Origin of the sequence: Hydrogenophaga sedimenti, from assembly GCF_051857515.1 — a bacterium.
Lineage (GTDB): Bacteria > Pseudomonadota > Gammaproteobacteria > Burkholderiales > Burkholderiaceae_C > Hydrogenophaga.
In genome coordinates, this window is the sequence record NZ_JBPZHA010000004.1 from 247741 (window position 1) to 274172 (window position 26432).

A 26432-nucleotide genomic window follows, 5' to 3' on the forward strand; every position below is an offset into this window, starting at 1 on the left:
GGCGCGGGGGTGACTCCTTATCCAGGCCGCTTCATCTGGCAGCTGGTGGGCGTGCTGGAGATGTAGGCCGGGAACTCCTTGACCGGGGCCAGCGTCATGCCGGTGTTTTCCGGGCTGTACGGGTACTTCTTGTCGGCCTTCTGCCAGACCGTCAGGAACAGCGGCTGCAGCAGCTGGTGGTCCAGCTTGCGCATTTCGACCTCGCCACTGAAGCTGTTGAACTTCATGCCTTCCAGCGCCGCGGCCACCTTCACCGGGTCGGTCGACTTGGCCTTGGCCATGGCGCTGCCCAGCGCGTTGTAGATGTGGATCACCGAGCCGGTGTAGAAGTCGTCGTTGAACTTGGTCTTGAATTCATCGGCCCACTTTCCAACCTGCCCACCCATGTTGTAGTGGTTGTAGGCGATCTGGAACACGCGGCCTTCGGCGGCGGTACCCAGCGCGGTCGGCGTGCCGGTCACGCCGGTGTAGTAGGTGAAGAACTTGCCGGTGTAGCCACCTTCGTTGGCGGCCTTGACCAGCAGCGCGAGGTCGGAGCCCCAGTTGCCGGTGATCACGGTGTCGGCGCCGGAGGCTTTGATCTTGGCGATGTAGGGCGAGAAGTCGCGCACCTGGGCCAGCGGGTGCAGGTCTTCGCCGACGATCTGCACGTCGGGGCGCTTGCGGGCCAGGGTTTCCTTGGCGAACTTGGCGACCTGCTGACCGTGCGAGTAGTTCTGGTTGAGCAGGTAGACCTTCTTGACGTCGGGCTTGTCCTTCATGAAGGTGGTCAGCGCCTCCATCTTCATCGAGGTGTCGGCGTCGAAGCGGAAGTGCCAGTAGCTGCACTTGCTGTTGGTGAAGTCGGGGTCCACGGCCGAGTGGTTCAGGAAGATGACTTCCTTGCCCGGGTTGCGCTCGTTGTGCTTGTTGACGGCATCGATCAGCGCACCGGCCACCGACGAACCATTGCCCTGGGTGATGTAGCGCACACCCTGGTCCAGCGCGGCCTTGAACGCGTTCAGGCTTTCGGCCGGGCTGAGCTTGTTGTCCAGGCCAATGACCTCGAACTTCACGCCGGCGGGGTTGTTGGCACTGAACTTCTCGGCGAAGAACTGGAAGCTCTTGAGCTGGTTGGAGCCGACCGGCGCCATCAGGCCCGAGAGCGGATCGATCCAGGCAATCTTGACGGTTTCACCCTTCTGGGCGTGGGCGGCACCGAAGGCCAAGACGAGAGCGGCAGCGGCAACAGACTGGTGTGCGAACTTCACGTGACATCTCCTGGAGAAAGGGAAGGCGTCAGCGTAGCGTCGGACCCCGGCAGCACGCTCAGGGAATGCCCTAGGCGCTATCGCGCAGGCGACTCTGCTTTCAGTTCCGTAGCACCGGCGCCAGGCTGCGGCCGCTTTTGCATCCATGGCATCAGACACATATAATGATAATCACTGTCATTCTCATGAAGCCTGTTTCCCCTCTCCCATTCTCTTGAACCCTCCAGGAACGTCCCCATGAAATTCGCGCTCGCCGCCCTGTCCCTCTGCGCAGCCTCCTCCGCCATGGCCGCGGACGACGTGATCACGCTGACCATCGACAACCACGTCTTCTCGCCCAAGGAAGTCAAGGTGCCGGCCGGCAAGAAGTTCGACCTGAAGGTGGTCAACAACGACGGCACGCCCGCCGAATTCGAGAGCAAGCCACTGAGCCGCGAGAAGGTCATTCCCGCCAAGTCCTCGGCCGTCGTCCACCTCGGCCCGCTCAAGCCCGGCCGCTACAACTTCGTCGAAGAGTTCCACGAGAAGGAAGCCGGTGCCCAAGGCACCATCGTCGCCGAATAAGCGCACATCCCCGGAGCGCCCCCCATGTTCGCCGCTGCACTCATCGTTTTCCGCGAATCGCTGGAAGCCGCCCTCATCATCGGTGTGATGGCCGCGGCCACGCGCGGCATTCCGCGGCGTGAACGCTGGATGGGTGCGGGACTCATCGCCGGCTTGCTGGGCGCCGTGGCGGTCGCCTCCAGCATGGGTGCGATTTCCAACTGGGCCGATGGCGCCGGACAGGAACTGTTCAACGCCGGCGTGCTGATGCTGGCGGTGTGCATGCTGGCCTGGCACAACATCTGGATGTCCAGCCACGGCCGCGAGATGGCGATGAACGTGAAGAACATGGCCAAGGCCATCCAGGACGGCAACAAGGCGCATTCCGCGATCTTCCTGGTGGTGGCGCTGGCCGTGCTGCGCGAAGGCGCGGAGACGGTGCTGTTCCTGTACGGCGTGGCCACCAGCAGCGAAAACGGCCTGCGCGACACGTTGGCCGGCGGCGCAGCCGGCATCGCAGCGGGCGCCCTGGTCGGTGGCCTGCTCTACGCCGGCATGCTGCGCATCCCGCTCCGGTGGTTCTTCGGCGCCGCCGGCGTCCTGGTGCTGCTGCTCGCGGCGAGCATGGCCTCGCAGGTGGCGCGGCTGCTGGTGCAGGCCGACGTGCTGCCCAGCCTGGCGACCCCGCTGTGGGACACCAGCGCCCTGCTCTCCGATTCATCGGCGCTGGGCACGCTGCTGCACGGCCTGATCGGCTACGACCCGCAGCCCTCGGGCATGCAGATGGTGTTCTACGGCATCACGCTGGCCACGATCGCGACCGGCATGTGGCTCGTGGGCCGGCAAGGGTCCACGAGCCCCCGCACTCAGAGCGTCGGCAGCTTGTAGTCGGCGAGCTGCTGGCGCAGCGTCATCTTCTGCATCTTGCCGGTCGCGCCCAGCGGGATCGCATCGACAAACACCGCGTCGTCCGGGATCTGCCACTTGGCGATCTTGCCCTCGTAGAAGGCCAGCAGTTCCTCGCGCGTGACCTCGGTGCCGGGCTTCTTCACCACCACCACGATCGGGCGTTCGTCCCACTTGGGATGCTTCATGCCGATGCAGGCCGCCATCGCCACCGCCGGGTGGGCCATGGCGATGTTCTCGACGTCGATCGAACTGATCCACTCGCCGCCGGACTTGATCACGTCCTTGCTGCGGTCGGTGATCTGCATGAAGCCGTCGGCGTCGATGGTCGCGACGTCACCGGTCGGGAACCAGCCCCGGCCGGCCTTGTCGTACTGCAGCGGGTCACCACCCTCACCCTTGAAATAGCTCGCGATGATCCAGGGACCACGCACCAGCAGGTCGCCGTAGGCCTTGCCGTCCCAGGGCTGCTCCACCCCCAGTTCGTCGACGATCTTCATGTCGACGCCGAACACGCTGCGACCCTGCTTCAGGCGCACCTTGAGCTTCTCGTCGGCCGGCAGCACGACCTGCGAATTCTTGAGCGTGCACACGGTGCCCAGCGGCGACATCTCGGTCATGCCCCAGGCGTGCAACACCTCGACACCGTACTGGTCGTTGAAGGCGTTGATCATGGCCGGCGGACAGGCCGAACCACCGATCACGGTGCGCTTGAGCGTGCTGAACTTCAGCCCGTTGGCCTGCATGTGGCCCAGCAGCATCTGCCAGACCGTGGGCACACCCGCGGCCATGCTCACCTTCTCGCCCTCGATCAGTTCGTAGACCGACTTGCCGTCCAGCGCCGGGCCGGGGAAGACCAGCTTGCAGCCGACCGCCGCCGCGGAGTACGGCAGGCCCCAGGCGTTGACGTGGAACATGGGCACCACGGGCAGGATGGAATCGCGCGCCGAGCAGCCCAGCGCATCGGGCAGCGCCGCGCCGTAGGCGTGCAGCAGCGTGGAGCGGTGCGAATACACGGCGCCCTTGGGGTTGCCGGTGGTGCCACTGGTGTAGCACATGCTGGACGCGCAGTTCTCGTCGAACTCGGGCCAGGTGTAGGTGTCGTCGGCGCCGCCGACCCAGGCTTCGTAGCTGCGCAGGTTGGGGATGCCGGTGTCGGCCGGCAGCTTGTCGGCATCGCACAGCGCGATCCAGTGCTTGACGCCCGGGCACTTGCTCCAGACCGCCTGCACCAGCGGCAGGAAGGTCATGTCGAAACACAGGGCCCGGTCGTCGGCGTGGTTGACGATCCAGACCAGCTGCTCGGGGTGCAGGCGCGGGTTGAGCGTGTGCAGCACGCGACCCGAGCCGCTGACACCGAAATACAGCTCCAGGTGGCGGTAGCCGTTCCAGGCCAGCGTGCCGACGCGCTCGCCGAATCCCAGGTGCAGGCTGTCCAGTGCATTGGCCACGCGGCGCGCGCGGGCGGCGATGTTGCCCCAGGTGGTGCGGTGGATGTCGCCCTCGACGCGGCGCGAGACGATTTCGGTGCCGTGGTGGTGGCGGTCGGCGTGGACGATGAGGTTGGAAATCAGCAGCGGTTGGCTTTGCATCTGGCCCAGCATGGGGGTTGTCTCCTTGGCTTGATAAAAAAAGAACGGTCGTTCGTTTTCAAACCCCACATCATGCCTGAAACCACCCCGGAGCGACAATACGGTCCCACCCCAGACACCACCAACCGGAGCCGCACATGAGCCAATTTCCGATCCAGAAGACCGAGGCCGAATGGCGCGCCCTGCTGGCCGAGAAGGGCGCCGAACCGGCCGCGTTCGAGGTGACCCGCCGTGCCCACACCGAACGACCCTTCACCGGCAAGTACGAGGAAGTCTGGGCCGACGGCAGCTACCACTGCGTCTGCTGCGGCAACCACCTGTTCGACTCGGGCACCAAGTTCGACGCCGGTTGCGGCTGGCCCAGTTTCTGGAAGGCGATTCCCGGCGCCATCACCGAGATCACCGACCGCAGCCACGGCATGGTGCGCACCGAGACCGTGTGCAGCCAGTGCGGTGCCCACCTGGGCCACGTGTTTGAAGATGGCCCTGCGCCCAGCGGGCTGCGATACTGCATGAACTCCGCCTCCATCGACCTTCAACCCAAGGACCCGACATGAAAGCCCAGAACATCCTCCAGACCATCGGCGGCACGCCGCACATCCGCATCAACCGCCTGTTCGCCGGCGCCAGCCAGCAGGTGTGGATCAAGTCCGAACGCAGCAACCCGGGCGGCTCGATCAAGGACCGCATCGCGTTGTCGATGGTGGAAGACGCCGAAGCCTCGGGGGCCCTCAAGCCCGGCGGCACCATCGTCGAGCCCACCTCGGGCAACACCGGCATCGGCCTGGCCATGGTCGCCGCCGTCAAGGGCTACAAGCTGGTCCTCGTGATGCCCGACAGCATGAGCGTCGAGCGCCGCCGCCTGATGCTGGCCTACGGCGCCAGCTTCGATCTGACGCCGCGTGAAAAGGGCATGAAAGGCTCGATCGCCCGCGCACAGGAGATCGTGGCCAGCACGCCCGGCGCCTGGATGCCGATGCAGTTCGACAACCCGGCCAACATCGCGGTGCATGCCAAGACCACGGCGCAGGAAATCCTGGCCGACTTCCCAGAGGGCCTGGACGTGCTGATCACCGGTGTCGGCACTGGCGGCCACCTCAGCGGTTGCGCCCAGGTGCTCAAGGCCCAGTGGCCGCAGCTCAAGGTGTATGCGGTCGAGCCCACCGCCTCGCCGGTGATCTCGGGTGGCGCCCCCTCGCCCCACCCGATCCAGGGCATCGGCGCCGGCTTCATCCCAGGCAACCTCAAGACCGAGCTGCTCGACGGCGTGATCCAGGTCGACGCAGAGCCCGCGCGCGAAATGGCCCGCCGCTGTGCGAGCGAAGAAGGCATGCTGGTCGGCATTTCCTCTGGCGCCACGCTGCAGGCCATCGCGCAGAAACTGCCCGAGCTGCCGGCCAACGCCCGCGTGCTCGGCTTCAACTACGACACCGGCGAGCGCTACCTCTCGGTCGAAGGTTTCCTGCCGGCATGAGCGCCGACACCGACGAACGCCTGGCGCAGCTGGAGATCAAGATCAGCTACCTGGAAGACCTGGTCGACACGCTCAACACCATGGTGGTCAAGCAGCACGACCAGATCGCCATGCTGATCCACGAGGTCAGCCGGCTGCGGCAACACCAGGACGATTCGCAGCCGCCGGGCTTTCGCAGCCTGCGCGACGAGCTGCCGCCGCACTACTGATCCCCGACGTGCTCACTGCCGGCCGGTGGCCGCGTAGTGGGCCGCCAGGGCTTCGGCCCGGCTCATCTCGCGCACCGTGCCATGCTCCAGCCGGAAGAAGCGGTTGCAGTAGCGCTCGATCAGTTCGTCGTTGTGGGTCGCGAAGACGAAGATGCCGACCTTCTGGATCAGGCTCTCCATGCGCCGCTTGGCATTGACCTGGAACTCGGCATCGCCCATGCCGAAGATCTCGTCGACCAGCAGGATTTCCGGCTGCACCGTGGTCGCCACCGCGAACATCAGCCGCGTCGACATGCCCGAGGAATAGGTCCGCACCGGCAGGCGAAGGAAGTCGCCGAGCTGGCAGAAGGTCTCGATGTCGGCCACATGGGCCTCGATTTCCTTCAGGCTCATGCCCAGCAGCACGCCCATGCGCGTGATGTTCTCGTAGCCCGAGAGTTCGCCGTCGATGCCGGCCCCGAGTTCGAGCATGGTGGAGACACGGCCCTGGCGTTCGATGCTGCCAGAGATCGGCGTGTAGACCCCCGCCAGCGTGCGCAGCATGGTGCTCTTGCCGGCGCCGTTGTGGCCCATCAGCGCCACCGCGTCGCCATCGCGCAGGTCGAAGGACACGTCCTTGAGCGCCGTCACCACGCTGACCTGTCCGGCGTCGCGCTCGATGCGCCCGCCGGTGCTCACGCGCAGGATCTGGTTGCGCAGCGAGAAGCTGCGGCTGTTGTAGATCGGGTATTGCACCGTCACGTTCCGGAGCGTCAGTCTTGCCATGCTCAGATCCAGAACGCGATGCGGTCGCGCTTGTCGTTGAAGAGCCAGAACGCCAGCGCCAGGCCGGCGGCCAGCGCTCCCAGGTTGGCCCAGACCACGAACATCGGTGGCGCGTGGCCCAGCAGGGGCGAACGCACCAGCTCGATGGCGTGCGACAGCGGGTTGAACCAGAGGATCTTCTCGCTGAACGGCAGGTAGTTGGGCCGGTAGAACACCGGGCTGATGAACATCAGCAGCGGCAGCACGGCGCCGATGATGTGCTCCAGGTCGCGAAAGCGCGCACCCAGGATGCTCACCACCACACAGACCCAGTAGAGGTTCAGCACCAGAAGCAACAGCGCCGGCACCACCAGCAGCGTGGCCCACCCCACGGGCAAGCCGTACAGCAACCCCACGACGAGCAGGATGGGCAGGTTGTGCAGCAGGTTCACCACGTGCCGCAGCACCAGCTGAGGCGGGTAGATCGACAGCGGCAGGCTGAGGTTGCGGATCACCGACGACTGGCGCGCATACACGGTGCTGGATTCGCTGAGCACACCGGCAATGAATTGCCAGAGGATCAGACCGGCCGTCAGGGTCGGCACGAACTGCGCGGCCGGGATGTGCATCAGCTCGCTCCAGAGCAGGCCCAGGCCGATGGAGCCGAAGGCCGTGCCCAGCGTCAGCCACAGCGGGCCGAGCACGCTGCGCTTGTAGCGGGCGCGCACGTCGCTGAGCGCCATGAAACTGATGATGGGCCAGCACCGCAGGCCGGCGGTGATGTCCTTCACCGCCGGAGACCGACGCCAACCGCCAGCGACATCCATGCAAACACTCCGTTACAAAAGTCGGCGTGAGGCTATCACAGGGTCACGCCAGGGAGCCGTCAGAAAGTCAGAAGCCGAGGCGGCTGCCCGCCCCCAGCAGGGTCGCCACGCCCAGCACCGCAAAGATGCCGGCGGCGATCGAGTGCACCAGCTTCATCGGGATCTTGTTGGCCAGGCGGTCGCCGACGAACACCGCCGGCACGTCCGCGATCAGCATGCCCAGCGTGGTGCCGATGACCACCAGCAGCGGCGTCGCATAGTGCGCCGCCATCGCCACCGTGGCGATCTGTGTCTTGTCGCCCATCTCGGCCAGGAAGAAGGTGATCAGCGTGGCGCCGAACACGCCCAGCTTCTGCGCGACCTGGGTTTCTTCTTCCTCGATCTTGTCGGGAATCAGGGTCCAGATCGCCATGCCGATGAACGAGGCGCCGAGCACCCAGCGCAGCACCTCGGGGCTGACGTTGGCCGTGATCCAGGCGCCCAGCGCACCGGCCAGGCCGTGGTTGACGATGGTCGCCAGCAGGATGCCGGCAATGATGGGCAGCGGCTTCTTGAAGCGGGCCGCGAGGATGAAGGCGAGCAGTTGCGTCTTGTCGCCGATTTCGGCCAGGGCAACGACACCGGTGGAGACGAAGAGGGATTCCAGCATGGGATCTTTCACGGGCCGGCGCAGAACGCGTTTGACCACGACGCACCCCCGGCCTCATGCGGGGCATCGTGGTCAAAGGTCTTGCCAGGTGCGGGACTGTCGGCGCCATGTCCTGGAACGGACAAGTGTGTTGACGCAAACCTCTTCGGGGTGAAGAGCGGCTACTCCCCAATGACCCGGCGATTGTAGCCGGCGCTGGCCGGCCTCCCGGTCAAAGGGCCTGTTGCGGCGCGTCGTCCTCGCGCCAGGCCGGTCCGGCCTTGGCCAGTGCCATCCAGACGTGGAACGGCAGCCGCTCCATCGCGCGCCGGGGCGCCTCGCGGGCCACCCGCAGCACGCCGCGCTCGACCAGCATCACGCCACATTCCGGCGGGATCTCTTCGGGCCCGCCGATCGGCCGCCCCTTCGCGTCTTCGCCCAGCACGTACCAGCAGGCGCCGGCCATCCCCAGGTAGGCCGCGCGCTTGGCTGGCCGCTTGAGGTCGCCCAGCAGGTCGGATCGGTGCACCTTGATCTCGTGCACCACCGGCTCGAGGTAGGCCTCAACCGAGCTGTGCCGGATCGAGAACACGTCGGGGCAGGCCATGCACCAGCCGTGCGCCGGTGGCGGCTCGGGTGCGGCCAGCTCGGTCCACAAGCCCGCGGGGCGGGGCTCCTGCACCACCAGGTCGGCGGGTTCGCCGAGCAGCAACTCCATCGGCAGCGCCACCCGCAGCGCCAGCCCGCGCCAGGCCAGGCGCCCGGCCCGAGCCATCGCGGTGGCCACCTGCTCGACCAGGGCCTCGTGCGCCGAGCGCGCGGCCTTGTTGCCGGCGAACACGCGCGCGAGCAGCTGGATGCCGGCATCGGTCACGCGCAGCCGCTCGCGCCCCTCGTCCAGCTGGCGCTCCAGCAGGCCGGCGGCCAGCAGTTCGACCTCGACCATGTCCTGGCAAGGCCAGCCGGCCGAGCGGTGGATCTCGCGCAGACGGCGGTGGTGCACACGGCCGATGGGGGGGAGGGCGTCGGGGCTTTCTGGCACGGGGGACTGACTATATATCCAGTACCATCGCTGTCAATCAGGCCGACGCCCCGTGACCGATCCCGCCTCCCCTCCTGCCGCCGCCGAGGCGGCTTTCCTGACGGACGAGCCGCTGCTGGTCGCGGTGCGCACACTCTGCCACTTCACCGCCCGCAGCGGCGACCTCGACCTGCGCTTCACGCCCTCGCCCACCGGCACCGAAGGCATCGCCGGCCACCAGACCGTGACCGCCCGGCGCGCCGCCGGCTACCAGCGCGAAGTGCCGCTGAGCGCGCGGCACGGACCGCTGACGGTGCAGGGCCGCGCCGACGGCTTCGACAGCGTCGCGAAGCGGGTCGAAGAGATCAAGACCCGGCGCGGCGACGCGGGCCTGGTGCCGCCCAACCACCAGGCGCTGCACCGGGCGCAGGCCCGCGTGTACGGCTGGATGCTGTGCGAGCAGCTCGGGCTGGCGCACATCGAGGTGGCGCTGGTGTACTTCGACATCGACAGCGGCCAGGAGACGGTGCTCAGCGAGTCCTGCAGTGCGGAAGAACTCCAGGCCTTCTTCGGCGACCTGTGCCGGCGCTACCTGGACTGGGCGCGCGCGGAACAGGCGCACCGCCGCCAGCGCGATGCGGCACTGTCGGCGCTCGCCTTTCCGTTCGACGCCTTCCGGCCGGGCCAGCGTGAACTGGCCGCCGATGTCTACCGCGCCCAGGTCCGCAGCCGCCACCTGCTGGCGCAGGCGCCGACCGGCATCGGCAAGACCCTGGCCACCCTGTTCGGCGGCCTGCGTGCCGCTCCGTCCCAGCACACCGACCGCCTGCTGTTCCTGACCGCGCGCACGACCGGGCGCCAGCTCGCGCTGGACGGATTGGCGCGCCTGGGTGCGCCGCAGCGCCTGCCGCTGCGGGTGCTGGAGCGGGTTGCGCGCGACAAGGCCTGCGAACACCCCGACAAGGCCTGTCATGGCGAGTCCTGCCCGCTGGCCAGGGGCTTTTACGACCGCCTGCCCGCCGCGCGCGCGGCCGCGGCGCAGACCGCCTGGCTGGACCGCGACACGCTGCGCGAGACCGCCCTGGCGCACGGCATCTGCCCCTACTACCTCGGGCAGGAGATGCAGCGCTGGAGCGATGTGCTGGTGGGCGACTACAACCACTGGTTCGATGTGGGCGCGCACTGGTTCGCGCTGGCGCAGGAAGAAGGCTGGCAGGTCACGCTGCTGGTCGACGAGGCGCACAACCTGATCGAGCGGGCCCGCAAGATGTACAGCGCCACGCTCGACGCGAACGAGTTCCTTCGGTTGCGCCACAGCGCACCGCCCGATGTCAGAAGGGCGATGGACACGCTGCACCGGCGCTGGAGTGCGCTGGCGCGCGAGCTGGAAACGCCGGACAGCGACGCCACGCCGCTGCCCGGGGGCGTGCCGGCCGACTGGCTGACCACGCTGCAGAACACCGCCGCCGCCATCACCGAACAGCTCGCGACGGCCCGCGACACCGCAGCCGACGCGCCGCTGCTGCTGTGGGCTTTCGAGGCGATGCACTTCGTGCGCATCGCCGAACAGTTCGGCGAGCACTCGCTGTGCGAAGCCGGCCCCTGGGCCGCGGCGCCCGGCGGGCGCGGGCGGCGCCTGCCGACCCTGCGCATCCGCAACGTGGTGCCCGGCCCCTGGCTGCAGGAGCGCTGGCAGGGTGCGCGCAGCGCCACGCTGTTTTCCGCCACGCTGGCCCCGGTCGGGCACATCCGTTCCATGCTTGGCCTGCCCGAGGACACAGCACACATCGACCTGCCCTCGCCGTTCGCGGCCGAGCAGTTGCAGGTGCGCATCGCACCCTGGATCTCGACCCGCTACCGCGACCGCGAGCGTTCGCTGGACGCGCTGGTGCAGGTGATCGCGGCGCAGTACCACGAGCGGCCGGGCAACTACCTGGCGTTCTTCAGCAGCTTCGACTACCTCGACCGCGCGCTGCAGCGCCTGGGCCAGACCACCACCGACATCCCGGTCTGGTCACAGACCCGGGGCATGGCCGAGGCCGACCGCGACGCCTTCATCGCCCGCTTCGCCGACGGCGGCCGCGGCATCGGTTTCGCCGTGCTGGGCGGTGCGTTCGGCGAGGGCATCGACCTGCCGGGCGAGCGCCTGGTGGGCGCCTTCATCGCGACGCTGGGCATGCCGCAGGTCAACGCCGACAACGAGCGCATGCGCGAGCGGCTGCAGGCGCTGACCGGCAACGGCCACGACGCCACCTACCTGTTTCCCGGCGTGATGAAGGTGGTGCAGGCGGCCGGGCGCGTGATCCGTTCAGAGCAGGACCGCGGCGTGGTCTGGCTGCTGGACGACCGCTATGCGCGGGCCGAGGTGCGCCGGCTGCTGCCGGCCTGGTGGCAGGTCGCGATCGCCGCGCGGCCCTGAATCCTTCAGTTGCGTCCGCCGCGGTTGCGACCACGCCCGGAGTCGCCACCGGAATCGCCGCCCGAAGAACCACTGCTGCCCGAAGACCCGCTCCCGCTGGACGATCCGCTGCTGCCCGAGGAGCCACTGCTCCCCGAAGAACCGCTGCTGCCCGAGGAGCCGCTGCCCGATGAGCCACTGCTGCCCGAGGAGCCGCTGCCCGATGAGCCACTGCTGCCGGACGACCCACTGCCAGAGGAACCGCTGCCAGAAGAGCCTCCGGACGAGCCACCCGACGAGCCGCTGCCGCCCGAGGAACCACTGCTGCCCGACGAACCGCTGCCACCAGAAGAACCTCCACGGCCGCTGCCGGACGAGCCACTGCCCGAAGACCCGCTGCCACCACGGCCCCGGCCTCCGCCATCGTCCGAGACGCCATTGCGCGAGGCATTGCCGCCGGAGGCATCGCCGCCCGAGCTGCCGGTCGCCGCCGGGGTGGTCGAAAGGATGGCTGCCGAGGCGGCGGTCGCTGGTGCCGAGGCGGTGGACGAACGCACGAACTCGCCGCGCCGGCCCTCCGTCCGCAGCTCGATGCGCTGCACCGTCAAGCGGTGCTGCTCGTCCACACGCGCCCGCACCTGCACCGACTGGTCCACCTTCAGCGACTGCAGGTTGCCGCCGAACACCTTCACCTTGTCGTCGAGCCGGAGCGATTCGTAGCCCAGCTGCAGTTCGCCACCACGCAGACCGTGCACATAGCCTTGTAGCAGCACGTCGCGGGTGCCGTCCAGCGCCTGGCGCGTGGGCTGGATGCGCCACTCGCGCACCCGCAGACGGCCGGCTTCCCAGTCGCCGCTGACGCCCACCTCCTGCCCTTCGCGCAGACCCGGCGGCAGGTCGGCGACCGTCAGTGGCGTTCCGCCCACGGACAGCCCGGCAACACCCGCCACCGCATAGGTGCCGGACACGAAAGCCTTCGCCGGGGTCGCGACCCGCTGCACCCGCGTCGCACGGATCTCGCCACTGTGCACGCGCTGCCCGCTGACCCGCACCCAGTCGCCGGCCGCCAGCCCCTGCAGGTCGCCTTTTTCGAGCGCCAGGGCCGGCTGGCCCATGACCGCGAACCGGCCCGTGGACAGGTCGACCGCGGTCAGGGGACCGACCGCCGCGTCGATCACCACCACGCGGCTGGCGCGCAACTGGTCGCCCTCGCCGCTGGCCTGCAAGGCCACCAGCTGTCCGACGTCGAGCGCCGAGAGGGACGCGGCTTCCCCGTCGCGCTCCAACGGCGTCGACGGGTCGTATTCCACCTCGACACCGTTGACACAGATGCTGGCAAAGCCGGTCACCACACCCACGATGCCGGTACCGCCCAGCCCCTTGTCGCCCGAGGCCAGCGGTTTGCCGGTGCCCCCGATGCCACTGCCGCCGCCCTGCGCCACCACCGGTGCGCCGGTGCCGCCCAGGCCGTTGCCCACCGCCGCCTGCAAGGGCTGCCCCGTCCCGCCGATGCCACCGGGGTCCGGCCCCCGCGCCACCGGCGCCCCGCTGCCGCCCAGGCCGGGCGCCATCTTTGCCGGGTTGGTCAGCGAAGCGACGCTGCACGCGGCCGCGCCGGGCGTCTGGGGCGCATTGGCCACCGTGCCGCAGGCCACCAGCGCCAACAGGGGCACCAGTGCGCCCAGCCGGCGCAGCGCGAGCGAGAGCGTCATGGCGCGCGGCCTCCCTGGGTCGGCTCGCCGGCGGGCTCATCGGCGACACGCTCGGTGAAGAAATAGGTGCCAAAGGTGAAGCGCTGGTCGGCCGCGGCACCACCGGCCTCGGCGGCCGCCTGGTCCTGGGTCTCGGCGTCCATCGCAGCCTTGTTGATCGCCAGCAGGGCCTTCATGCCCAGCTGCTCGGACATCTTGTTGAGCTTCTCGACCGAGGCCGGGGTCAGCGCGTTGTAGTGCACGCTGCGCTCCATGAACGGCGGCTTGCCGGCCAGCAGGTTGTGCACCGCGGCGGCCGCGTGGTCGTGCAGGTTGTGGCCCAGGTAGAAGGCCTTTTCGTCGGCGCCGTGCGTGGGCACGAAGGCTGCGGTGTTCAGGCAGACGCGCCCGACTTCATCGAGGTGCACCACCCCCAGGCTCAGCCATTCGTCGAGCACCACGCGCGAGCGGATGTCGCTGTTCACGCTGGTGACCAGCGCCTCGAACGACAGCTCGCCACCTTCGCTGACCAGCCGTGCCAGCGGCCGCGGGCTGCCGTCTTCCAGCAGGTATTTGGGTTGCCCCATCCAGTGCGCCACCAGCTGGGCGCCGCGCGGCACCACCGACGGTTCGATGGGCTCCGCGCTGTCCAGCAGGCTGCGCAGCCGTGCCACGTCCTTGCGGTGCACGCCGCTGACCAGGCTCACGCGGCTGTCCGTGGGCGGCTTGTGGTCCAGCCGGAAGTCCTGCTCCGCCACCTCGACGAACAGTCCCTTGAGCAGGTCCGACAGATAGGGATAGGTGATGCCGTGCGCCAGCATCAGGCGCACCAGCGGACGCAGCAGCTTGCGCAGTGCCCGCACCAGCGCAGGCGAAGGGCCACCGGGTGCGGCGCCGCGCAGGGCAGCAGAAGGTTCGGGAGAGGCAGACATGGCTGGGACCGGCGGGCTCTGGAGGGGATGACACGAAGTTTAACACTTCATGTGGGAAAAATTCACACAAACACTTGACGTGGGAAATTTTCCCACCCAAAATGCCGCCATGCGTGAGAAAACTTCCCACACATACAGATCAGTTCCCCGTTCACACACACCTCAGGAGAAAACCATGGTCACCTTCAAGAAGACCCATCTCGCGACCCTCATCACCGCCGTGGCGCTGGCCATGGCTTCCGCAACCGTGCTGGCCAAAGACGGTGGTTCGGGCAGCTCCGGCAGCGGCGGCGGTTCCAGCGGCTCGTCCTCCGGCGGCAGCAACAGCGGCAGCGGCAAGGGCGGCGATTCCAAGGGCGGCTCTTCCGGGGGTTCCTCGGGCGGTTCGTCGGCCTCGGGCGGCGGCTCCAGCTCCGGCGGCAGCTCCGGCGGCGGCTCCAACTCGGGCAGCGGCAAAGGTGGTTCCTCGGGTTCTTCCAGCGGCGGTTCATCGAGCGGCGGCTCTTCCGGCGGCGGCGCCTCGAGTGGCGGCTCTTCCAGCGGAGGTTCGTCGGGCGGCGGCTCCTCGGGCTCTTCCAGCGGCGGGCGTTCGGGCTCGGACAGCAGCGGCCGTTCCGGTTCGAGCGAAAGCCGGGGCCGTAGCAGCGACGACTCCCGCTCGTCCAGCAGCGCCACGACCTCCAGCTCGACCTCCTCCAGCAGTTCCTCGTCCTCGAGCACCACCACCACCAGCAGCGACGACCGCGGCCGTGGCCGCGGCACCGACGACGGCCCGAACCACCACGCCGACGGTCACATCAGCGGCCGCGACCGGCCCCGTGGCGTGGAAGACAACGGTGTGGCGGATGCACCGGACGACAGCGACGGCCGCGTGCGCGGTCGCGGCACCCTCACCGCCCCGGGCCTGAACACCATCGGCACGGTGAACGCCCCCGGACAGACCACCCAGGGCAGCGTGACCGCCCCGGGCCAGACGCGGACCCGCACCCGCGGCGCCGATGACGCCCCGGGTCACACCCGCACCCGCACCCGTGGCGCCGACGACGCCCCGGGCCATGTGCGCCACACCGGTCTGGACGATCTCGCGTCGCGCGTCGGCAACTGAACGCGCGAGGCGGTACTCTTCGCCCGGCTTCGGCCGGTTTTTTTTTGTCTCAGCGGTAGCTGTTGAGCAGGATGCTGGTCTCCGTGCCGCGGATGCCGCTGACCAGGCGGATGCGCTCCAGCGCCTGGGACAGCTCGGCCATCGAGCCCACCTCCAGCTCGGCCAGCAGGTCCCAGCGGCCGTTGGTGTCGTGCAGCGCCGCCACCGCCGGTTCGCCCAGCAGGCTGGCGATCACCAGCCGCGTCTGGTTGCCCTCGACCAGCACGCCCATCCAGGCGCGGATGCGTTCGGTCTGCGCTTCGGGTTTCAGGCGCACCGTGTAGCCCACGATCACCTGCGTGTCTTCGAGCTTGCGCAGCCGGTTGGTGACGGTGCCGCGCGAGACCCTGAGCTTGTGCGCCAGGTCGGCCACCGAGAGGCGGGCGTCCTGCCGCAGCAGGGCGATGAGTTGCTGGTCGAGGTCATCCATGATCAAAACGCCATTCAGGCCTACCGAAATGACAGATTTTCTGCCATTTTCATAAAGAGTTGCCACTTTTCATTGCCATCACCGGCCCGCACACTGCCTGCTCCCCCAGTCATTGCCTGGGCTTTTGCCGGAGACGACCATGAAAACCACTGTCCACAACCCCGACCTCGCCCGCTTCGTCGAAGCCGGCACCTTGTACCTGGGTGCCCCCGAAGCCGCCGAACTGGTGCGCCGCCACGGCGTGGCCGCCAGCATCGAAGCCATCGCCGCCAACATCCGCGCCGACTTCGGGCGCTGGGCCGACTTCGACAAGACCGCCCGCGTGGCCGCGCACTCGGCCGGCGGCGTGATCGAGCTCATGCCCGTGGCCGACGACCACCGCTACAGCTTCAAGTACGTCAACGGCCACCCCGGCAACACCCGCCTGGGCCTGTCGACCGTGATGGCATTTGGCGTGCTGGCCGACGTGGACACCGGCGCGCCGCTGTTCCTGAGCGAGCTCACGCTGACCACCGCGCTGCGCACCGCCGCCATGTCGGCCCTGGCCGCGAAGACCCTGGCCCGCCCCGACAGCCGCGTGATGGCGCTGATCGGCAATGGCGCGCAGAGCGAGTTCCAGGCCCTGGCCTTCCAGCACCTGGTCGGCATCACCGACCTGCGCCTGTACGACGTGGACCCGGCCGCCAGCGCCAAGCTGGTGGCCAACCTGCAAGGCAGCGGCCTGCGGATCACGGTGTGTCAGAGCACGGCCGAAGCGGTCAGGGGCGCAGACATCGTGACCACCGTCACCGCCGACAAGGCGATGGCGCTGATCCTCACGCCCGACATGATCGAGCCCGGCATGCACCTCAACGCCGTGGGCGGCGACTGCCCGGGCAAGACCGAGCTGCACGGCGACATCCTCGACGCCGCCAAGGTCTTCGTCGAGTACGAACCGCAGTCGCGCGTGGAGGGCGAGATCCAGCACAAGCCGGCGGACTTCGCCGTCACCGAACTCTGGCAGGTGCTGCGTGGCGAACGCGCCGGACGCGACAGCGCCGGGCAGGTCACCGTGTTCGACTCGGTCGGCTTCGCGCTCGAAGACTTCTCCGCCCTGCGCTTCATGCAGCAGACCGCCGAAAGGCTGGGCTTGGGTGAGCGCATCGCGCTGATCCCGCAGCTGGCCGACCCCAAGAACCTGTTCGGCACGCTGCGCGCGCCCGTGGCCGCGGGGGCAACCACCAAGGTGGGCGCCTGATGGACGCCACCACCGCCCTGCCCCGCACGGCCCAGCCCATGTCCATCCAGGCGCCGCCGGCGGTGGTGATGGTCCGCCCGCGCCACTTCAGGCCCAACCCGGAGACCGCGGCAGACAACGGTTTCCAGCGTTCACCCGACCGGCCCGCCGACGAAGTGGCGCAACGCGCCTTCGACGAAGTGAGCCGCGCCGCCGACACGCTGCGCAGCGCGGGCGTGGCGGTGCACCTGTTCGACGACGACGGTCGCGACCAGACGCCCGACTCGGTGTTCCCCAACAACTGGTTCTCCACCCACCCGGGCGGGCACGTGGCGGTCTACCCCATGTTCAACCCCAGCCGCCGGCGCGAGCGGCGCAGCGACGTGCTGGAATTTCTGAAGCAGCACTACCGCGTGCAGGACGTGATCGACTACAGCGGGCTCGAACACGACGGCCTGTTCCTCGAAGGCACGGGCGCGATGGTGCTGGACCACCTGGCGCGCATCGCCTTCACCGCGCGCTCGCACCGCGCCGACCCGGTCGCGCTCGAACATTTCGCGACGCACTTCAACTACGAGCCGCTGGTGTTCGACACCGCCGACACACAGGGCCGGCCGATCTACCACACCAACGTGCTGATGTGCATCGCCACACAGTTCGCGCTGGTCGCGCTCGACGCCATCACCGACCGCGCCCGCGCGCAGGAGCTGCGCCAGCGGCTGGAAGAAACCGGGCGCGAGGTGCTGCCCATCACGCAGCAGCAGGTGGCCGACTTCGCGGGCAACGCGATCGAGCTGTCCACACCGAACGGCCGCGTGCTCGCGCTGTCGGCCCGCGCCGCCGCGTGCCTCACGGACCACCAGCGCCGCGCCATCGAACAGTCGGCCCGGCTGCTGCCACTGGATGTGCCGACCATCGAACTGGCGGGCGGCTCGGTGCGCTGCATGCTGGCGGGCGTGCACCTGGCACCGCGTCGCGCCGCCTGACTGCGCGACCCGACCGGCGACTCACTCCGCCCAGGCGCCGGGCGCCAGACCCTCAAGCGTGTGTGGCCCGATGGCCGCGCGGATGAGCCGCAGCGTGGGATGACCCACCGCGGCGGTCATGCGCCGCACCTGGCGGTTGCGGCCCTCGCGGATGATGAGTTCGATCCACGCGGTGGGGATGGCCTTGCGCTCGCGGATGGGCGGGTGGCGCTCCCACACCACCGGGGGCGGCTCCAGCAGGCGCGCTCTGGCGGGCAGCGTGGGGCCGTCGTTGAGCACCACGCCGCTGCGCAGCGCCGCCAGCGCGGCTTCACCGGGCAGGCCCTCCACCTGCACCCAGTAGGTCTTCTCCATCTTGAACCGCGGGTCTGCGATGCGGGCCTGCAACTGGCCATCGTCGGTGAGCAGCAGCAGGCCTTCGCTGTCGGCGTCCAGCCGCCCGGCCACGTAGACGCCGGGCAGGTGAATGTGGTCCTTGAGGCCTCGCCACTTGCCCTCGGCCGTGAACTGGCTCAACACGCCATAGGGTTTGTTGAAGCGGATCAGGCGGGCGGTCATGAGGAGGCTGGGTCGAGGTCGGCGGGGAGCTGCCGAGCATAGCCGCAGCGCGTGCGCTGGCGTGCCGGGCGCTGGCCCGCATCCAGCGCTTGGCGCGGGACAGCGGCCTCAGTCGTCGTCGCCCAGCTCGGCGTCCCAGCCCATCGATCTGGCCCGCGTCACCGCTTCGGCGTGGATGCGCTCGTGGCGCTGCGCCAGTTCGGCTGGCAGGCGGCTGGGCAACTGGCCGTAGCGCTCCCAGGCCTTGTGCACGGCCTCGAACAGGTTCTGCAGATCGCCCGCGCTCTTGCCCGCAAAACCATCGCCCTCGGGCAGCAGGCCGAACACCCAGGCGTCGCGGACGATGCGCCCGGTCATGGTCATGCCGTGGTGCTCTTCGTGGGCGATGCCGGCGTAGGTCTGCTGGCGGCTGTGGATCATGCTCATGGTGGGGTTCCGGGTTATCGCGTCAGGCCAGCGTACAGCACCGGCAGTTTTTCGGGCAGTCGTTCGACCTTGTCCACCACCAGGTAGTGGCGCTCGCCGAAGATACGGCGCACGTACTGATCGGCGCGCGGGTCCAGGCTCATGCAGTAGGTGATGACCCCGTGGCGGCCCGCTTCTTCCACCGCCTTTTTGGTGTCGTGGCGCAGGTACTGCGGATCGCGCACGTCCACGTCGGCCGGTTCGCCGTCGGTGATGACGAGCAGCAGCTTCTTGCCGCTGCGCTGCGCCTTCAGCGCGGCGGTGGCGTGGCGGATGGCCGCGCCCATGCGGGTGGAGAGCTGCCCTTCCATGCCGGCCAGGCGGGCCTTGGCCAGCGCGTCGTAGGGCTGGTCAAAGTCCTTGAAGCGCCAGTAGTTCACGTCGTGCCGGCCGTCGGAGCAGAAGCCGTGGATGGCGAACGGGTCGCCCACCTTCTGGATCGCGTCGGCCAGCAGCGCGCAGGCCGCGCGCGTGAGTTCCAGCACCGTGTGCTCCTGGCCCGCGACCTTGTCGTTCGTCGATTGAGAGAGATCGAGCAAGACGAGGACCGAGATGTCACGCGTCTTGCGCACGCTGCGCATCATGATGCGCGGGTCGGGCTGGCGCCCCATGCGCATCTCGATCACCGAGGCCAGCGCGGCGTTGAGGTCGATCTCGTCGCCGTCTTCGAGCTGGCGGATGCGCTGCACGCCCTGCGGCTGCATCGCGTCCAGGATGTGTTTCATGCGGCCGATCAGGCGCCGGTGTTCAGTGAGGATGCCGTCGATCACCGCCGCGTCGCCGGCCCTGGGGCGGCGCTCCTGCACCGTGGCCCAGGCCGGGCGTTCGAGCTGGATCAGGTGGTCCCACTCGCCGTAGTGCACCGGCGGCAACACCGGCTCGCGGCCTTCGCTTTCATTGAAGGACACGCCCAGGTCTTCGTAGGGGAAGAGTTCGGTGCCAAGCACCCAGACCTCCTGCGCGTCGTCGCCCGCTCCTTCGACCTCCAGCTCGTTGACGAATTCCATCAGGTTGACCTGCTTGCGCAGCTGCTGCGGCGGTTCGTAACCGGCCGCGATGGAGCGCTCGAAGTCGAAGCCGTCGAAGGCCCAGAAGTAGCGGTTGTCGTCGCGGTAGGCCGCGCTCTGCAGGTCGGTGCGCGGCTGGAAGCTCGGGCCTTGCGTGAACTCGCGGTAGCGGTGTGCCAGCTGCACGCCGATCTCCCAGGACACGGTGGGGTCGTGCGGATCGGTCTGCATGCGCGGCAAGGCCTCGGCCAGCAGCGCGCGGCCCTGCGCGATCCAGGGATGCGCGTCTTCAAAGGCCGGGTCGAGCAGCGCGCGCGCCAGGCGGTTCAGCCAGTCACCGGCCGTCTGGTTTTGCGCAGCCTGCGCGGTGTGCAGCTGCGCCCAGAGCGGACGCAGGCCGGGAAAACGCGCCAGCGTCAGCGCTTCCACCCGCGCGTCCTCCACCAGGCCGATCAGCGCCATCTGCCAGGGGCTGAGCGACTCGGCCGAGATCGGCCGGCGCGTGAACACCAGATGCGCAGCGGCGTGCGCGGCGGCGGCGCGGTACAGCTGCGTGGCGTCCACGTTGCCGGCATTGCCTTCGATCGCGTCGTAGGCGTCGGGCAGGTGGATGAAGTGGTCCTCGATGAAGGGGCGGTAGCCGTCGCGGGATTCAAAATCCCCGGCCGTGGGGCGCATGTAGAAGTCGCGGCCCCAGAGCGCACGCAGGTACATGTTGATGCGCCGCTGCACGTCCACCAGCAGCGTGCCCTTGCGCTCCTTCTGCAGCATGGCCAGCGACTCTTTGGACTGCAGGCCGAAGTAGGCGATCTGTTCCTCATAGTTCGTGCGGTGCGCCTGCGCACCCCAGGTGGCCCAGCGCCGCAGACCGCCGAGTGTGAGCTGGCCGAACAGCGCGTCGAGCTGCCCCAGCATGGGCCGCAGGCCGCGCGGCGCCTGCGCCACGAGCGTGTTGAGGAACTGCAGGTACTGCAGGAACAGCGCGCCATCGGCCAGGCGGCGTGCGGCAGTGGGCGCGGTCGCCAGCACCAGCTCGATCACCGATCCGGAGGTCTTGGACGAGAGCAGCAGCGCGGTGGTCGCCAGTTCACCGACCACGTCCTCGCCGATCTCCTGCGCCACCTGCGGCGCGCCATCGATCCAGGCGTTGACCAGCTCGTGGCCCCGGCCCAGGCCGCGCAACGCGGCGGCACCCTTGACGTAGTTGTCCAGCCCGCGCGCGGAGAACACCTTGGTCGCATCCGGCCAGCAACGCTCCAGCAGCTCGCGCGAGGAGGGCTCCAGCGGGTCGGTCCACTCGGCGTGGTCGTGGAGGTGGACGCTCATGGCGAAGCCTGCCGTATCAGAAGAACGTCGCGACGGCTGCATCCAGCGCATCGCGCATGTCCGGATCGTCCGTGATCGGGCGCACCAGGGCCACGCGGCAGGCGGCCTGCGCGGCCACGCCCTGGGCAATCAGGCTGCCCGCGTAGATCAGCATGCGGGTGGAGATGCCCTCGTCCAGGCCGTGGCCCTTGAGGTTGCGTGCGCGCTCGGCGATGCCGACCAGCTTGCCGGCGACGTCCAGACCCACGCCGGTTTCGTGCGCCACGATCTCGGCTTCGACAGCGTGTTCGGGGTAGTTGAAATCGAGCGCGCCGAAACGCTGCTTGGTCGACTGCTTCAGGTCCTTCATCAGGCTCTGGTAGCCCGGGTTGTAGGAGATGACGATCTGGAAGTCGGGGTGGGCCTTGACCAGCTCGCCCTTCTTCTCCAGCGGCAGCACGCGGCGGTTGTCGGTCAGCGGGTGGATCACCACCGTCGTGTCCTGCCGCGCTTCGACGACTTCGTCGAGGTAGCAGATGGCGCCGTGGCGCGCGGCGGTGGCCAGCGGGCCGTCCTGCCAGCGGGTGCCGTTGGCGTCGAGCAGGAAGCGGCCGACGAGGTCGCTGGCCGTCATGTCTTCGTTGCAGGCGACGGTGATGAGGGGCTTGTTGAGCTTCCAGGCCATGTGCTCGACGAAGCGGGTCTTGCCGCAGCCGGTGGGGCCCTTGAGCATCATGGGCATGCGCACCGAATAGGCCGCCTCGAACAGCTCGACCTCGTCGGCCACCGGGCGGTAGTAGGGTTGTTGCGCGACGCTGTAGGCGTCGATGGTGTTGCTCATGTTCGTCTCCTGTACTTCGTTGGCCTGCACCGCGTGGCACGGGGCGGCCGACTCCGTTCGTGTCCTCCGCCGGCCTGCGGCCGTCTCCCCCTTGACCTCACTGCGTCAGCCACCCCGCGCCCCGCTCTTCGGAGCGCGGCGCGGAGAGGTCAACCATCAGACCGTTTTTCCCCGGAAGATGACCATCGAAGCGCCCTGCGACTGCTTGAAGTTGTCGTAGCCGATCAGGCGCACGTGGTTGTCGGGGTTGGCCTGGCGGCAGGCCTCGCACTCGGCCAGCACCTTGTCCACATCGGTCTCGCCGAACATGGGCAGCTTCCACATGTACCAGTAGGAGTCCATCAGGTACTGCGGCTCGGTGTGTTCGATGGCCGGGTTCAGGCCCTTCTTCACGAGGTATTCCACCTGCTTTCGGATTTCTTCGGTGGTCATCGCGGGCAGGTACGAGAAGGTCTCGAACTTGCGGCTGGCGGGGTCGGAGAGGCGGCTGTGGTAGTCCTGCATGCTCATGGTGTGTGTCCTTTCAGAATCGGTGGGGCGTGATCACTTGTGGGCCAGGTCGAGCTTGTCGACCGTGTCGAACTCGAACTTGATCTCTTTCCAGGTTTCCATGGCGATCCTGAGTTCGGGCGAGTGTTTGGCGGCCTCGCTCAGCACGGCCTTGCCTTCCTTCTCCACCGCCACGCCTTCGTTGCGTGCCTTGACGCAGGCTTCCAGCGCGACGCGGTTGGCGGCGGCGCCGGCGGCGTTGCCCCAGGGGTGGCCCAGCGTGCCGCCACCGAACTGCAGCACCGAGTCGTCACCGAAGATGTTGACCAGCGCCGGCATGTGCCAGACGTGGATGCCGCCGGAGGCGACCGGGATCACGCCGGGCATGGAGCCGAAGTCCTGGTCGAAGAAGATGCCGCGGCTGCGGTCTTCCTTGATGAACGCGTCGCGCATGAGGTCGATCCAGCCCAGGGTGGAGGCGCGGTCACCTTCGAGCTTGCCCACCACGGTGCCGGAGTGCAGGTGGTCGCCGCCCGAGAGGCGCAGCACCTTGGTCAGCACGCGGAAGTGGATGCCGTGGTGCGGGTTGCGGTCGAGCACGGCGTGCATGGCACGGTGGATGTGCAGCAGCATGCCGTTGTCGCGGCACCAGTTGGCCAGCCCCGTGTTGGCGCACAGGCCACCGGTCAGGTAGTCGTGCATGATGATCGGCGAGCCCAACTCCTTGGCGTACTCGGCGCGCTTGTACATCTCTTCGGGCGTGGGCGCGGTCACGTTCAGGTAGTGGCCCTTGCGCTCGCCGGTCTCGCGCTCGGCCTTCTCGATGGCTTCCTGCACGAAGTCGAAGCGCTGGCGCCACCGCATGAAGGGCTGGCTGTTGACGTTCTCGTCGTCCTTGGTGAAGTCCAGGCCACCGCGCAGGCATTCGTACACGGCGCGGCCGTAGTTCTTGCCCGAGAGCCCGAGCTTGGGCTTGATGGTGCAGCCCAGCAGCGGGCGGCCGTACTTGTTCATGATGTCGCGCTCGACCTGGATGCCGTGGGGCGGGCCGCCGCAGGTCTTCACGTACGCGATCGGGAAGCGGATGTCTTCCAGCCGCAGGGCGCGCAGGGCCTTGAAACCGAACACATTGCCCACCAGCGAAGTCAGCACGTTGACCACCGAACCTTCTTCGAACAGGTCGATCGGGTAGGCCACGAAGGCGTAGAAGCAGGTGTCGTCGCCGGGCACGTCCTCGATGCGGTAGGCGCGGCCCTTGTAGTAGTCCAGGTCGGTCAGCAGGTCGGTCCAGACCGTGGTCCAGGTGCCGGTGGACGACTCGGCGGCCACGGCGGCGGCCACTTCCTCGCGGTCCACGCCGGCCTGCGGCGTGATCTTGAAACACGCCAGGATGTCGGTGTCCTTGGGGGTGTAGTGGGGTTCCCAGTACGTGCTGCGGTATTCCTTGACGCCCGCGTTGTAGGTCTTCGTCGCCATCTGCATTGCTCCTTGTGTTGGATGGAATGGGACGGATTTTTGGGCGGATCAACAATAAATAAAAGTAAAATGTTCTTACGATGACGTTTTGATTTTCAAAACAATATGAGGCCATCTTGAACCTGCGCCACGCCACCCTTCACCAGTTGCGCATCTTTCACGCGGTCGCGCAGCACAACAGCTTCGCGCGCGCGGCCGAGGCCCTGCACCTCTCGCCGCCCACGCTCTCGCTGCAGGTCAAGCAGCTGTCGGAAACCGTGGGTCAGCCGCTGTTCGAGCAACTGGGCAAGAAGATCTACCTGACGGCGGCGGGTCAGGCCCTGGCCGAGGCCTGCGGCGACATCCAGGCGCGGCTGGAACGGCTCTCGGAAGACCTGTCGGCCTTGCAGGGCATCGAGCGCGGCAGCCTCAAGCTGGCCATCCTGACCACGGTGAAGTACACGGTGCCCAAGCTGCTGGGCGGCTTCTGCGCAGCGCACCCCGGCATCGACGTCGCCATGGTGGTGGGCAACCGCGAGAACCTGCTGCAACGCCTGGCGAACAACCAGGACGATCTCTACATCATGGGCCAGCCACCCGAGCAGCTGGACGTGCTGAGCGAGCCGTTTGCCGACAACCCGCTGGTGCTGGTGGCGCCACCCGGACATCCGCTGGTGGGCCGGCAACGCATCGCGCCCGCGCGCCTCAGGGACGAGCCTTTCATCCTGCGCGAGGCCGGCTCGGGCACACGGCTGACCACCGAAAAATTCTTCGCGACGCACGGCATCACGCTGAAGAACCGGCTGGAGGTGGGCAGCAACGAGGCGATCAAGCAGACTGTGGCCGGCGGCCTGGGTCTGGCCGTGCTGTCAGCGCACACGGTGACGGCCGAACTCGCGCTGGGCGAACTGGTGCAGCTGGATGTGAAAGGCTTTCCGCTGATCCGCCGCTGGCATGTCGTGGTGCCGCGCGGCAAGCGTCTGTCGGCGGCGGCGCAGGCGTTCCGGGAGTGGCTGTTCACGCACCGCTGAGGGTGTGGGCGAGCGTGCGGATCTGCACCTGGTCGATGCGACGCCCTTCGAGCTTGATCACCTCGAAGCGCCAGCCCGCACAGTCGATGTGGTCGCCCTGTGCCAGCAGTTCGCCGGCCACGCTCTGCATCAGGCCCGCCACGGTGTTGTAGCGGCCGCGGTCTTCTTCCGGCAGTTCGTCGATGTCCAGCCGGGCCTTGAGCTCGGCCACCGGCATCGCGCCATCGACCCGCCAGGAGCCGTCGTCCTGCCGGGTCGCCCAGGCGTCGACCGGCCGCTCCGGCGACAGCTCGCCAGTGATGGCTTCGAGCAGGTCCAGCGGCGTCATCAGGCCCTGCACCACGCCGTACTCGTCGACCACGAAGGCCATGCGCGTGGCGCGGGCGCGGAACTGCTCCAGCAGTTCCATGCCCGTCAGCGTCTCGGGCACGAAGGTGGCGGGCTGCGCGTGCTCACCGATGGTTCCCGCCGCATTCGACTCGCGCAGCGCCAGCAGGCGCGGCAGATGGATCACCCCGACCACATCGTCGAGTCCGCCACGGCACACCGGGTACCACGAGTGCCCGTCGGACCAGGCCCGGGCCGCCCCATGCTCCACGCTGTCCGACGCGTCGAGCCAGCGGATGTCGGCGCGCGGCACCATGATCGAAATCAGCTGCCGGTCGTCGAGCAGGAACACGTTGCGCACCATCTGGTGCTCGTGCGCCTCGATGATGCCGGCGTCCACCCCCTCCTCCAGGCTGGCGTTGATTTCTTCTTCGGTCACGAACTGCTGCGCATTGGTGTCGATGCGCAGCAGCTTGAGCACCCACTGCGTGGTGTGCGTCAGCAACCAGACAAAGGGTTTGGCCGCCTTGGCCACGAAAGCCATGGGCCGCGACACCCAGCGCGCCACGGTTTCCGGATAGAGCTGGCCGATGCGTTTGGGCACCAGTTCGCCGAAGACGATGGTCACGAAGGTGATGACCGCCACCACGATGCCGGTCGCCACGGCCTCGGCGGTGCGCGCCGCGAGACCCCAGCCCACCAGCGACGCCGCCACGCCATCGCTGAACGCGGCCTCGCCCACGATGCCGTTGAGCATGCCGATCGAGGTGATGCCCACCTGCACCGACGACAGGAACTGGGTCGGGTGCTCCAGCAGCAGCAGCGCGGTCTGCGCGCCCTTGTCGCCCGCCTCGGCCATCGCGGTGAGCCTGGCCTTGCGGCTGGCCGCCAGCGACATCTCGGACATCGCGAACGCGCCGTTGAGCAGGGTGAGGAAGATGATGAGCAGGGTATCCATAATCG

At 68.3% G+C, this 26432-nt stretch carries 26 protein-coding genes and 1 riboswitch; of the genes, 10 read left to right on the top strand and 16 right to left on the bottom strand.

Features of this window, described 5'->3' with window-relative positions:
- Positions 1-17: 17 nt before the first annotated feature.
- Positions 18-1250: a branched-chain amino acid ABC transporter substrate-binding protein gene (locus ACS5NL_RS08475; protein WP_439353290.1), complete on the bottom strand. Its 1233-nt coding sequence runs from the start codon at positions 1248-1250 to the stop codon at positions 18-20.
- A gap of 237 nt (positions 1251-1487) precedes the next feature.
- Between ACS5NL_RS08475 and ACS5NL_RS08480 the strand changes: the two genes are divergently transcribed.
- Both ACS5NL_RS08480 and ACS5NL_RS08485 read left to right on the top strand, forming a co-directional pair.
- On the top strand, positions 1488-1814 hold the full coding sequence (locus ACS5NL_RS08480) for a cupredoxin domain-containing protein (RefSeq protein WP_439353291.1): 327 nt from the start codon (positions 1488-1490) through the stop codon (positions 1812-1814).
- 24 nt (positions 1815-1838) lie between these two features.
- A complete protein-coding gene (locus ACS5NL_RS08485) occupies positions 1839-2681 on the top strand; it encodes an FTR1 family iron permease (protein ID WP_439353292.1) in 843 nt (280 codons plus the stop codon).
- On the opposite strand, the gene ACS5NL_RS08490 is transcribed toward ACS5NL_RS08485, so the two are convergent.
- Positions 2660-4303: a 3-(methylthio)propionyl-CoA ligase gene (locus ACS5NL_RS08490; protein WP_439353293.1), complete on the bottom strand. Its 1644-nt coding sequence runs from the start codon at positions 4301-4303 to the stop codon at positions 2660-2662. The genes ACS5NL_RS08485 and ACS5NL_RS08490 overlap by 22 nt on opposite strands.
- A gap of 125 nt (positions 4304-4428) precedes the next feature.
- Between ACS5NL_RS08490 and msrB the strand changes: the two genes are divergently transcribed.
- From msrB to ACS5NL_RS08505, 3 genes are read left to right on the top strand one after another with little or no spacing between them, the layout of a single operon-like run.
- Positions 4429-4848 (top strand): peptide-methionine (R)-S-oxide reductase MsrB, encoded by a 420-nt coding sequence (gene msrB / locus ACS5NL_RS08495; protein WP_439353294.1) that lies wholly within the window; start codon positions 4429-4431, stop codon positions 4846-4848.
- Positions 4845-5765 carry a cysteine synthase A gene (gene cysK / locus ACS5NL_RS08500; protein ID WP_439353295.1) on the top strand — a complete coding sequence of 307 codons (921 nt, stop codon included), beginning with the start codon at positions 4845-4847 and terminating at the stop codon, positions 5763-5765. The genes msrB and cysK overlap by 4 nt, the downstream gene beginning before the upstream one ends.
- On the top strand, positions 5762-5974 hold the full coding sequence (locus ACS5NL_RS08505; protein ID WP_439353296.1) for a SlyX family protein: 213 nt from the start codon (positions 5762-5764) through the stop codon (positions 5972-5974). Before cysK ends, ACS5NL_RS08505 begins: the two co-directional genes overlap by 4 nt.
- Before the next feature lie 12 nt (positions 5975-5986).
- Here ACS5NL_RS08505 and ACS5NL_RS08510 read toward each other — a convergent pair whose 3' ends face one another.
- The 4 genes from ACS5NL_RS08510 to ACS5NL_RS08525 all read right to left on the bottom strand — a co-directional run bounded on the left by ACS5NL_RS08510 (position 5987) and on the right by ACS5NL_RS08525 (position 9176).
- Positions 5987-6739, bottom strand: coding sequence for an ABC transporter ATP-binding protein (locus ACS5NL_RS08510; protein WP_439353297.1), 753 nt, complete (start codon positions 6737-6739; stop codon positions 5987-5989).
- A gap of 2 nt (positions 6740-6741) precedes the next feature.
- Complete coding sequence (locus tag ACS5NL_RS08515; protein WP_439353298.1) at positions 6742-7545, bottom strand: ABC transporter permease; 804 nt, start codon at positions 7543-7545, stop codon at positions 6742-6744.
- Positions 7546-7612: 67 nt separating this feature from the next.
- Positions 7613-8191, bottom strand: a complete 579-nt coding sequence (locus ACS5NL_RS08520; RefSeq protein ID WP_439353476.1) for a TMEM165/GDT1 family protein — start codon at positions 8189-8191, stop codon at positions 7613-7615.
- A gap of 16 nt (positions 8192-8207) precedes the next feature.
- Positions 8208-8376, bottom strand: a riboswitch (yybP-ykoY riboswitch).
- A 29-nt stretch (positions 8377-8405) separates the two neighbouring features.
- Entirely contained in the window at positions 8406-9176 is a 771-nt protein-coding gene (locus ACS5NL_RS08525; RefSeq protein ID WP_439353299.1) for a hypothetical protein, read from the bottom strand.
- 151 nt (positions 9177-9327) lie between these two features.
- Between ACS5NL_RS08525 and ACS5NL_RS08530 the strand changes: the two genes are divergently transcribed.
- Positions 9328-11613 carry a helicase C-terminal domain-containing protein gene (locus ACS5NL_RS08530; protein WP_439353477.1) on the top strand — a complete coding sequence of 762 codons (2286 nt, stop codon included), beginning with the start codon at positions 9328-9330 and terminating at the stop codon, positions 11611-11613.
- Positions 11614-11618: 5 nt separating this feature from the next.
- Here ACS5NL_RS08530 and ACS5NL_RS08535 read toward each other — a convergent pair whose 3' ends face one another.
- Entirely contained in the window at positions 11619-13304 is a 1686-nt protein-coding gene (locus tag ACS5NL_RS08535; protein ID WP_439353300.1) for a DUF5666 domain-containing protein, read from the bottom strand.
- Entirely contained in the window at positions 13301-14215 is a 915-nt protein-coding gene (locus tag ACS5NL_RS08540; RefSeq protein WP_439353301.1) for a DUF6502 family protein, read from the bottom strand. Before ACS5NL_RS08540 ends, ACS5NL_RS08535 begins: the two co-directional genes overlap by 4 nt.
- A gap of 175 nt (positions 14216-14390) precedes the next feature.
- Here ACS5NL_RS08540 and ACS5NL_RS08545 point away from each other — a divergent pair, with 175 nt between their 5' ends.
- The gene (locus ACS5NL_RS08545; protein ID WP_439353302.1) at positions 14391-15320 is read left to right on the top strand and encodes a hypothetical protein; all 930 of its coding nucleotides are present in this window, start codon (positions 14391-14393) and stop codon (positions 15318-15320) included.
- A 49-nt stretch (positions 15321-15369) separates the two neighbouring features.
- Here ACS5NL_RS08545 and ACS5NL_RS08550 read toward each other — a convergent pair whose 3' ends face one another.
- Positions 15370-15789: an Lrp/AsnC family transcriptional regulator gene (locus tag ACS5NL_RS08550; RefSeq protein ID WP_439353303.1), complete on the bottom strand. Its 420-nt coding sequence runs from the start codon at positions 15787-15789 to the stop codon at positions 15370-15372.
- A gap of 139 nt (positions 15790-15928) precedes the next feature.
- Between ACS5NL_RS08550 and ocd the strand changes: the two genes are divergently transcribed.
- Both ocd and ctlX read left to right on the top strand, forming a co-directional pair.
- Positions 15929-17026 (top strand): ornithine cyclodeaminase, encoded by a 1098-nt coding sequence (ocd, locus tag ACS5NL_RS08555; RefSeq protein WP_439353304.1) that lies wholly within the window; start codon positions 15929-15931, stop codon positions 17024-17026.
- Complete coding sequence (ctlX, locus tag ACS5NL_RS08560) at positions 17026-17991, top strand: citrulline utilization hydrolase CtlX (RefSeq protein ID WP_439353305.1); 966 nt, start codon at positions 17026-17028, stop codon at positions 17989-17991. The genes ocd and ctlX overlap by 1 nt, the downstream gene beginning before the upstream one ends.
- A gap of 21 nt (positions 17992-18012) precedes the next feature.
- Here ctlX and ACS5NL_RS08565 read toward each other — a convergent pair whose 3' ends face one another.
- The 6 genes from ACS5NL_RS08565 to ACS5NL_RS08590 all read right to left on the bottom strand — a co-directional run bounded on the left by ACS5NL_RS08565 (position 18013) and on the right by ACS5NL_RS08590 (position 24132).
- Positions 18013-18549, bottom strand: a complete 537-nt coding sequence (locus tag ACS5NL_RS08565) for a pseudouridine synthase (RefSeq protein WP_439353306.1) — start codon at positions 18547-18549, stop codon at positions 18013-18015.
- Between the two features lie 108 nt (positions 18550-18657).
- Positions 18658-18975, bottom strand: a complete 318-nt coding sequence (locus tag ACS5NL_RS08570; protein ID WP_439353307.1) for a hypothetical protein — start codon at positions 18973-18975, stop codon at positions 18658-18660.
- A gap of 14 nt (positions 18976-18989) precedes the next feature.
- Positions 18990-21347, bottom strand: a complete 2358-nt coding sequence (locus ACS5NL_RS08575; RefSeq protein ID WP_439353308.1) for a nitric oxide reductase activation protein NorD — start codon at positions 21345-21347, stop codon at positions 18990-18992.
- A 16-nt stretch (positions 21348-21363) separates the two neighbouring features.
- Positions 21364-22167 carry a CbbQ/NirQ/NorQ/GpvN family protein gene (locus ACS5NL_RS08580; protein ID WP_439353309.1) on the bottom strand — a complete coding sequence of 268 codons (804 nt, stop codon included), beginning with the start codon at positions 22165-22167 and terminating at the stop codon, positions 21364-21366.
- Between the two features lie 156 nt (positions 22168-22323).
- Complete coding sequence (locus ACS5NL_RS08585; RefSeq protein ID WP_439353310.1) at positions 22324-22677, bottom strand: ribulose bisphosphate carboxylase small subunit; 354 nt, start codon at positions 22675-22677, stop codon at positions 22324-22326.
- 33 nt (positions 22678-22710) lie between these two features.
- On the bottom strand, positions 22711-24132 hold the full coding sequence (locus ACS5NL_RS08590) for a form I ribulose bisphosphate carboxylase large subunit (protein WP_439353311.1): 1422 nt from the start codon (positions 24130-24132) through the stop codon (positions 22711-22713).
- A 116-nt stretch (positions 24133-24248) separates the two neighbouring features.
- Between ACS5NL_RS08590 and ACS5NL_RS08595 the strand changes: the two genes are divergently transcribed.
- On the top strand, positions 24249-25142 hold the full coding sequence (locus tag ACS5NL_RS08595) for a LysR family transcriptional regulator (protein WP_439353312.1): 894 nt from the start codon (positions 24249-24251) through the stop codon (positions 25140-25142).
- Here the strand turns inward: ACS5NL_RS08595 and ACS5NL_RS08600 are convergent.
- Complete coding sequence (locus ACS5NL_RS08600) at positions 25129-26427, bottom strand: hemolysin family protein (protein WP_439353313.1); 1299 nt, start codon at positions 26425-26427, stop codon at positions 25129-25131. The two genes, ACS5NL_RS08595 and ACS5NL_RS08600, sit on opposite strands and share 14 nt — an antisense overlap.
- Positions 26428-26432 lie beyond the last annotated feature (5 nt).

Bases quoted from the DNA above. Each gene is read 5' to 3' on its own strand.
- ACS5NL_RS08490 (WP_439353293.1), bottom strand. From the start codon at position 4,303: ATGCTGGGCCAGATGCAAAGCCAACCGCTGCTGATTTCCAACCTCATC.
- ACS5NL_RS08510 (WP_439353297.1), bottom strand. From the start codon at position 6,739: ATGGCAAGACTGACGCTCCGGAACGTGACGGTGCAATACCCGATCTAC.
- ACS5NL_RS08565 (WP_439353306.1), bottom strand. From the start codon at position 18,549: ATGACCGCCCGCCTGATCCGCTTCAACAAACCCTATGGCGTGTTGAGC.
- ctlX (WP_439353305.1), top strand. From the start codon at position 17,026: ATGGACGCCACCACCGCCCTGCCCCGCACGGCCCAGCCCATGTCCATC.
- ACS5NL_RS08480 (WP_439353291.1), top strand. From the start codon at position 1,488: ATGAAATTCGCGCTCGCCGCCCTGTCCCTCTGCGCAGCCTCCTCCGCC.
- ACS5NL_RS08550 (WP_439353303.1), bottom strand. From the start codon at position 15,789: ATGGATGACCTCGACCAGCAACTCATCGCCCTGCTGCGGCAGGACGCC.
- ACS5NL_RS08505 (WP_439353296.1), top strand. From the start codon at position 5,762: ATGAGCGCCGACACCGACGAACGCCTGGCGCAGCTGGAGATCAAGATC.
- ACS5NL_RS08580 (WP_439353309.1), bottom strand. From the start codon at position 22,167: ATGAGCAACACCATCGACGCCTACAGCGTCGCGCAACAACCCTACTAC.
- ACS5NL_RS08570 (WP_439353307.1), bottom strand. From the start codon at position 18,975: ATGAGCATGATCCACAGCCGCCAGCAGACCTACGCCGGCATCGCCCAC.
- ACS5NL_RS08575 (WP_439353308.1), bottom strand. From the start codon at position 21,347: ATGAGCGTCCACCTCCACGACCACGCCGAGTGGACCGACCCGCTGGAG.
- ocd (WP_439353304.1), top strand. From the start codon at position 15,929: ATGAAAACCACTGTCCACAACCCCGACCTCGCCCGCTTCGTCGAAGCC.
- ACS5NL_RS08590 (WP_439353311.1), bottom strand. From the start codon at position 24,132: ATGGCGACGAAGACCTACAACGCGGGCGTCAAGGAATACCGCAGCACG.
- ACS5NL_RS08540 (WP_439353301.1), bottom strand. From the start codon at position 14,215: ATGTCTGCCTCTCCCGAACCTTCTGCTGCCCTGCGCGGCGCCGCACCC.
- ACS5NL_RS08485 (WP_439353292.1), top strand. From the start codon at position 1,839: ATGTTCGCCGCTGCACTCATCGTTTTCCGCGAATCGCTGGAAGCCGCC.
- msrB (WP_439353294.1), top strand. From the start codon at position 4,429: ATGAGCCAATTTCCGATCCAGAAGACCGAGGCCGAATGGCGCGCCCTG.
- ACS5NL_RS08600 (WP_439353313.1), bottom strand. From the start codon at position 26,427: ATGGATACCCTGCTCATCATCTTCCTCACCCTGCTCAACGGCGCGTTC.
- ACS5NL_RS08535 (WP_439353300.1), bottom strand. From the start codon at position 13,304: ATGACGCTCTCGCTCGCGCTGCGCCGGCTGGGCGCACTGGTGCCCCTG.
- ACS5NL_RS08545 (WP_439353302.1), top strand. From the start codon at position 14,391: ATGGTCACCTTCAAGAAGACCCATCTCGCGACCCTCATCACCGCCGTG.
- cysK (WP_439353295.1), top strand. From the start codon at position 4,845: ATGAAAGCCCAGAACATCCTCCAGACCATCGGCGGCACGCCGCACATC.
- ACS5NL_RS08515 (WP_439353298.1), bottom strand. From the start codon at position 7,545: ATGGATGTCGCTGGCGGTTGGCGTCGGTCTCCGGCGGTGAAGGACATC.
- ACS5NL_RS08585 (WP_439353310.1), bottom strand. From the start codon at position 22,677: ATGAGCATGCAGGACTACCACAGCCGCCTCTCCGACCCCGCCAGCCGC.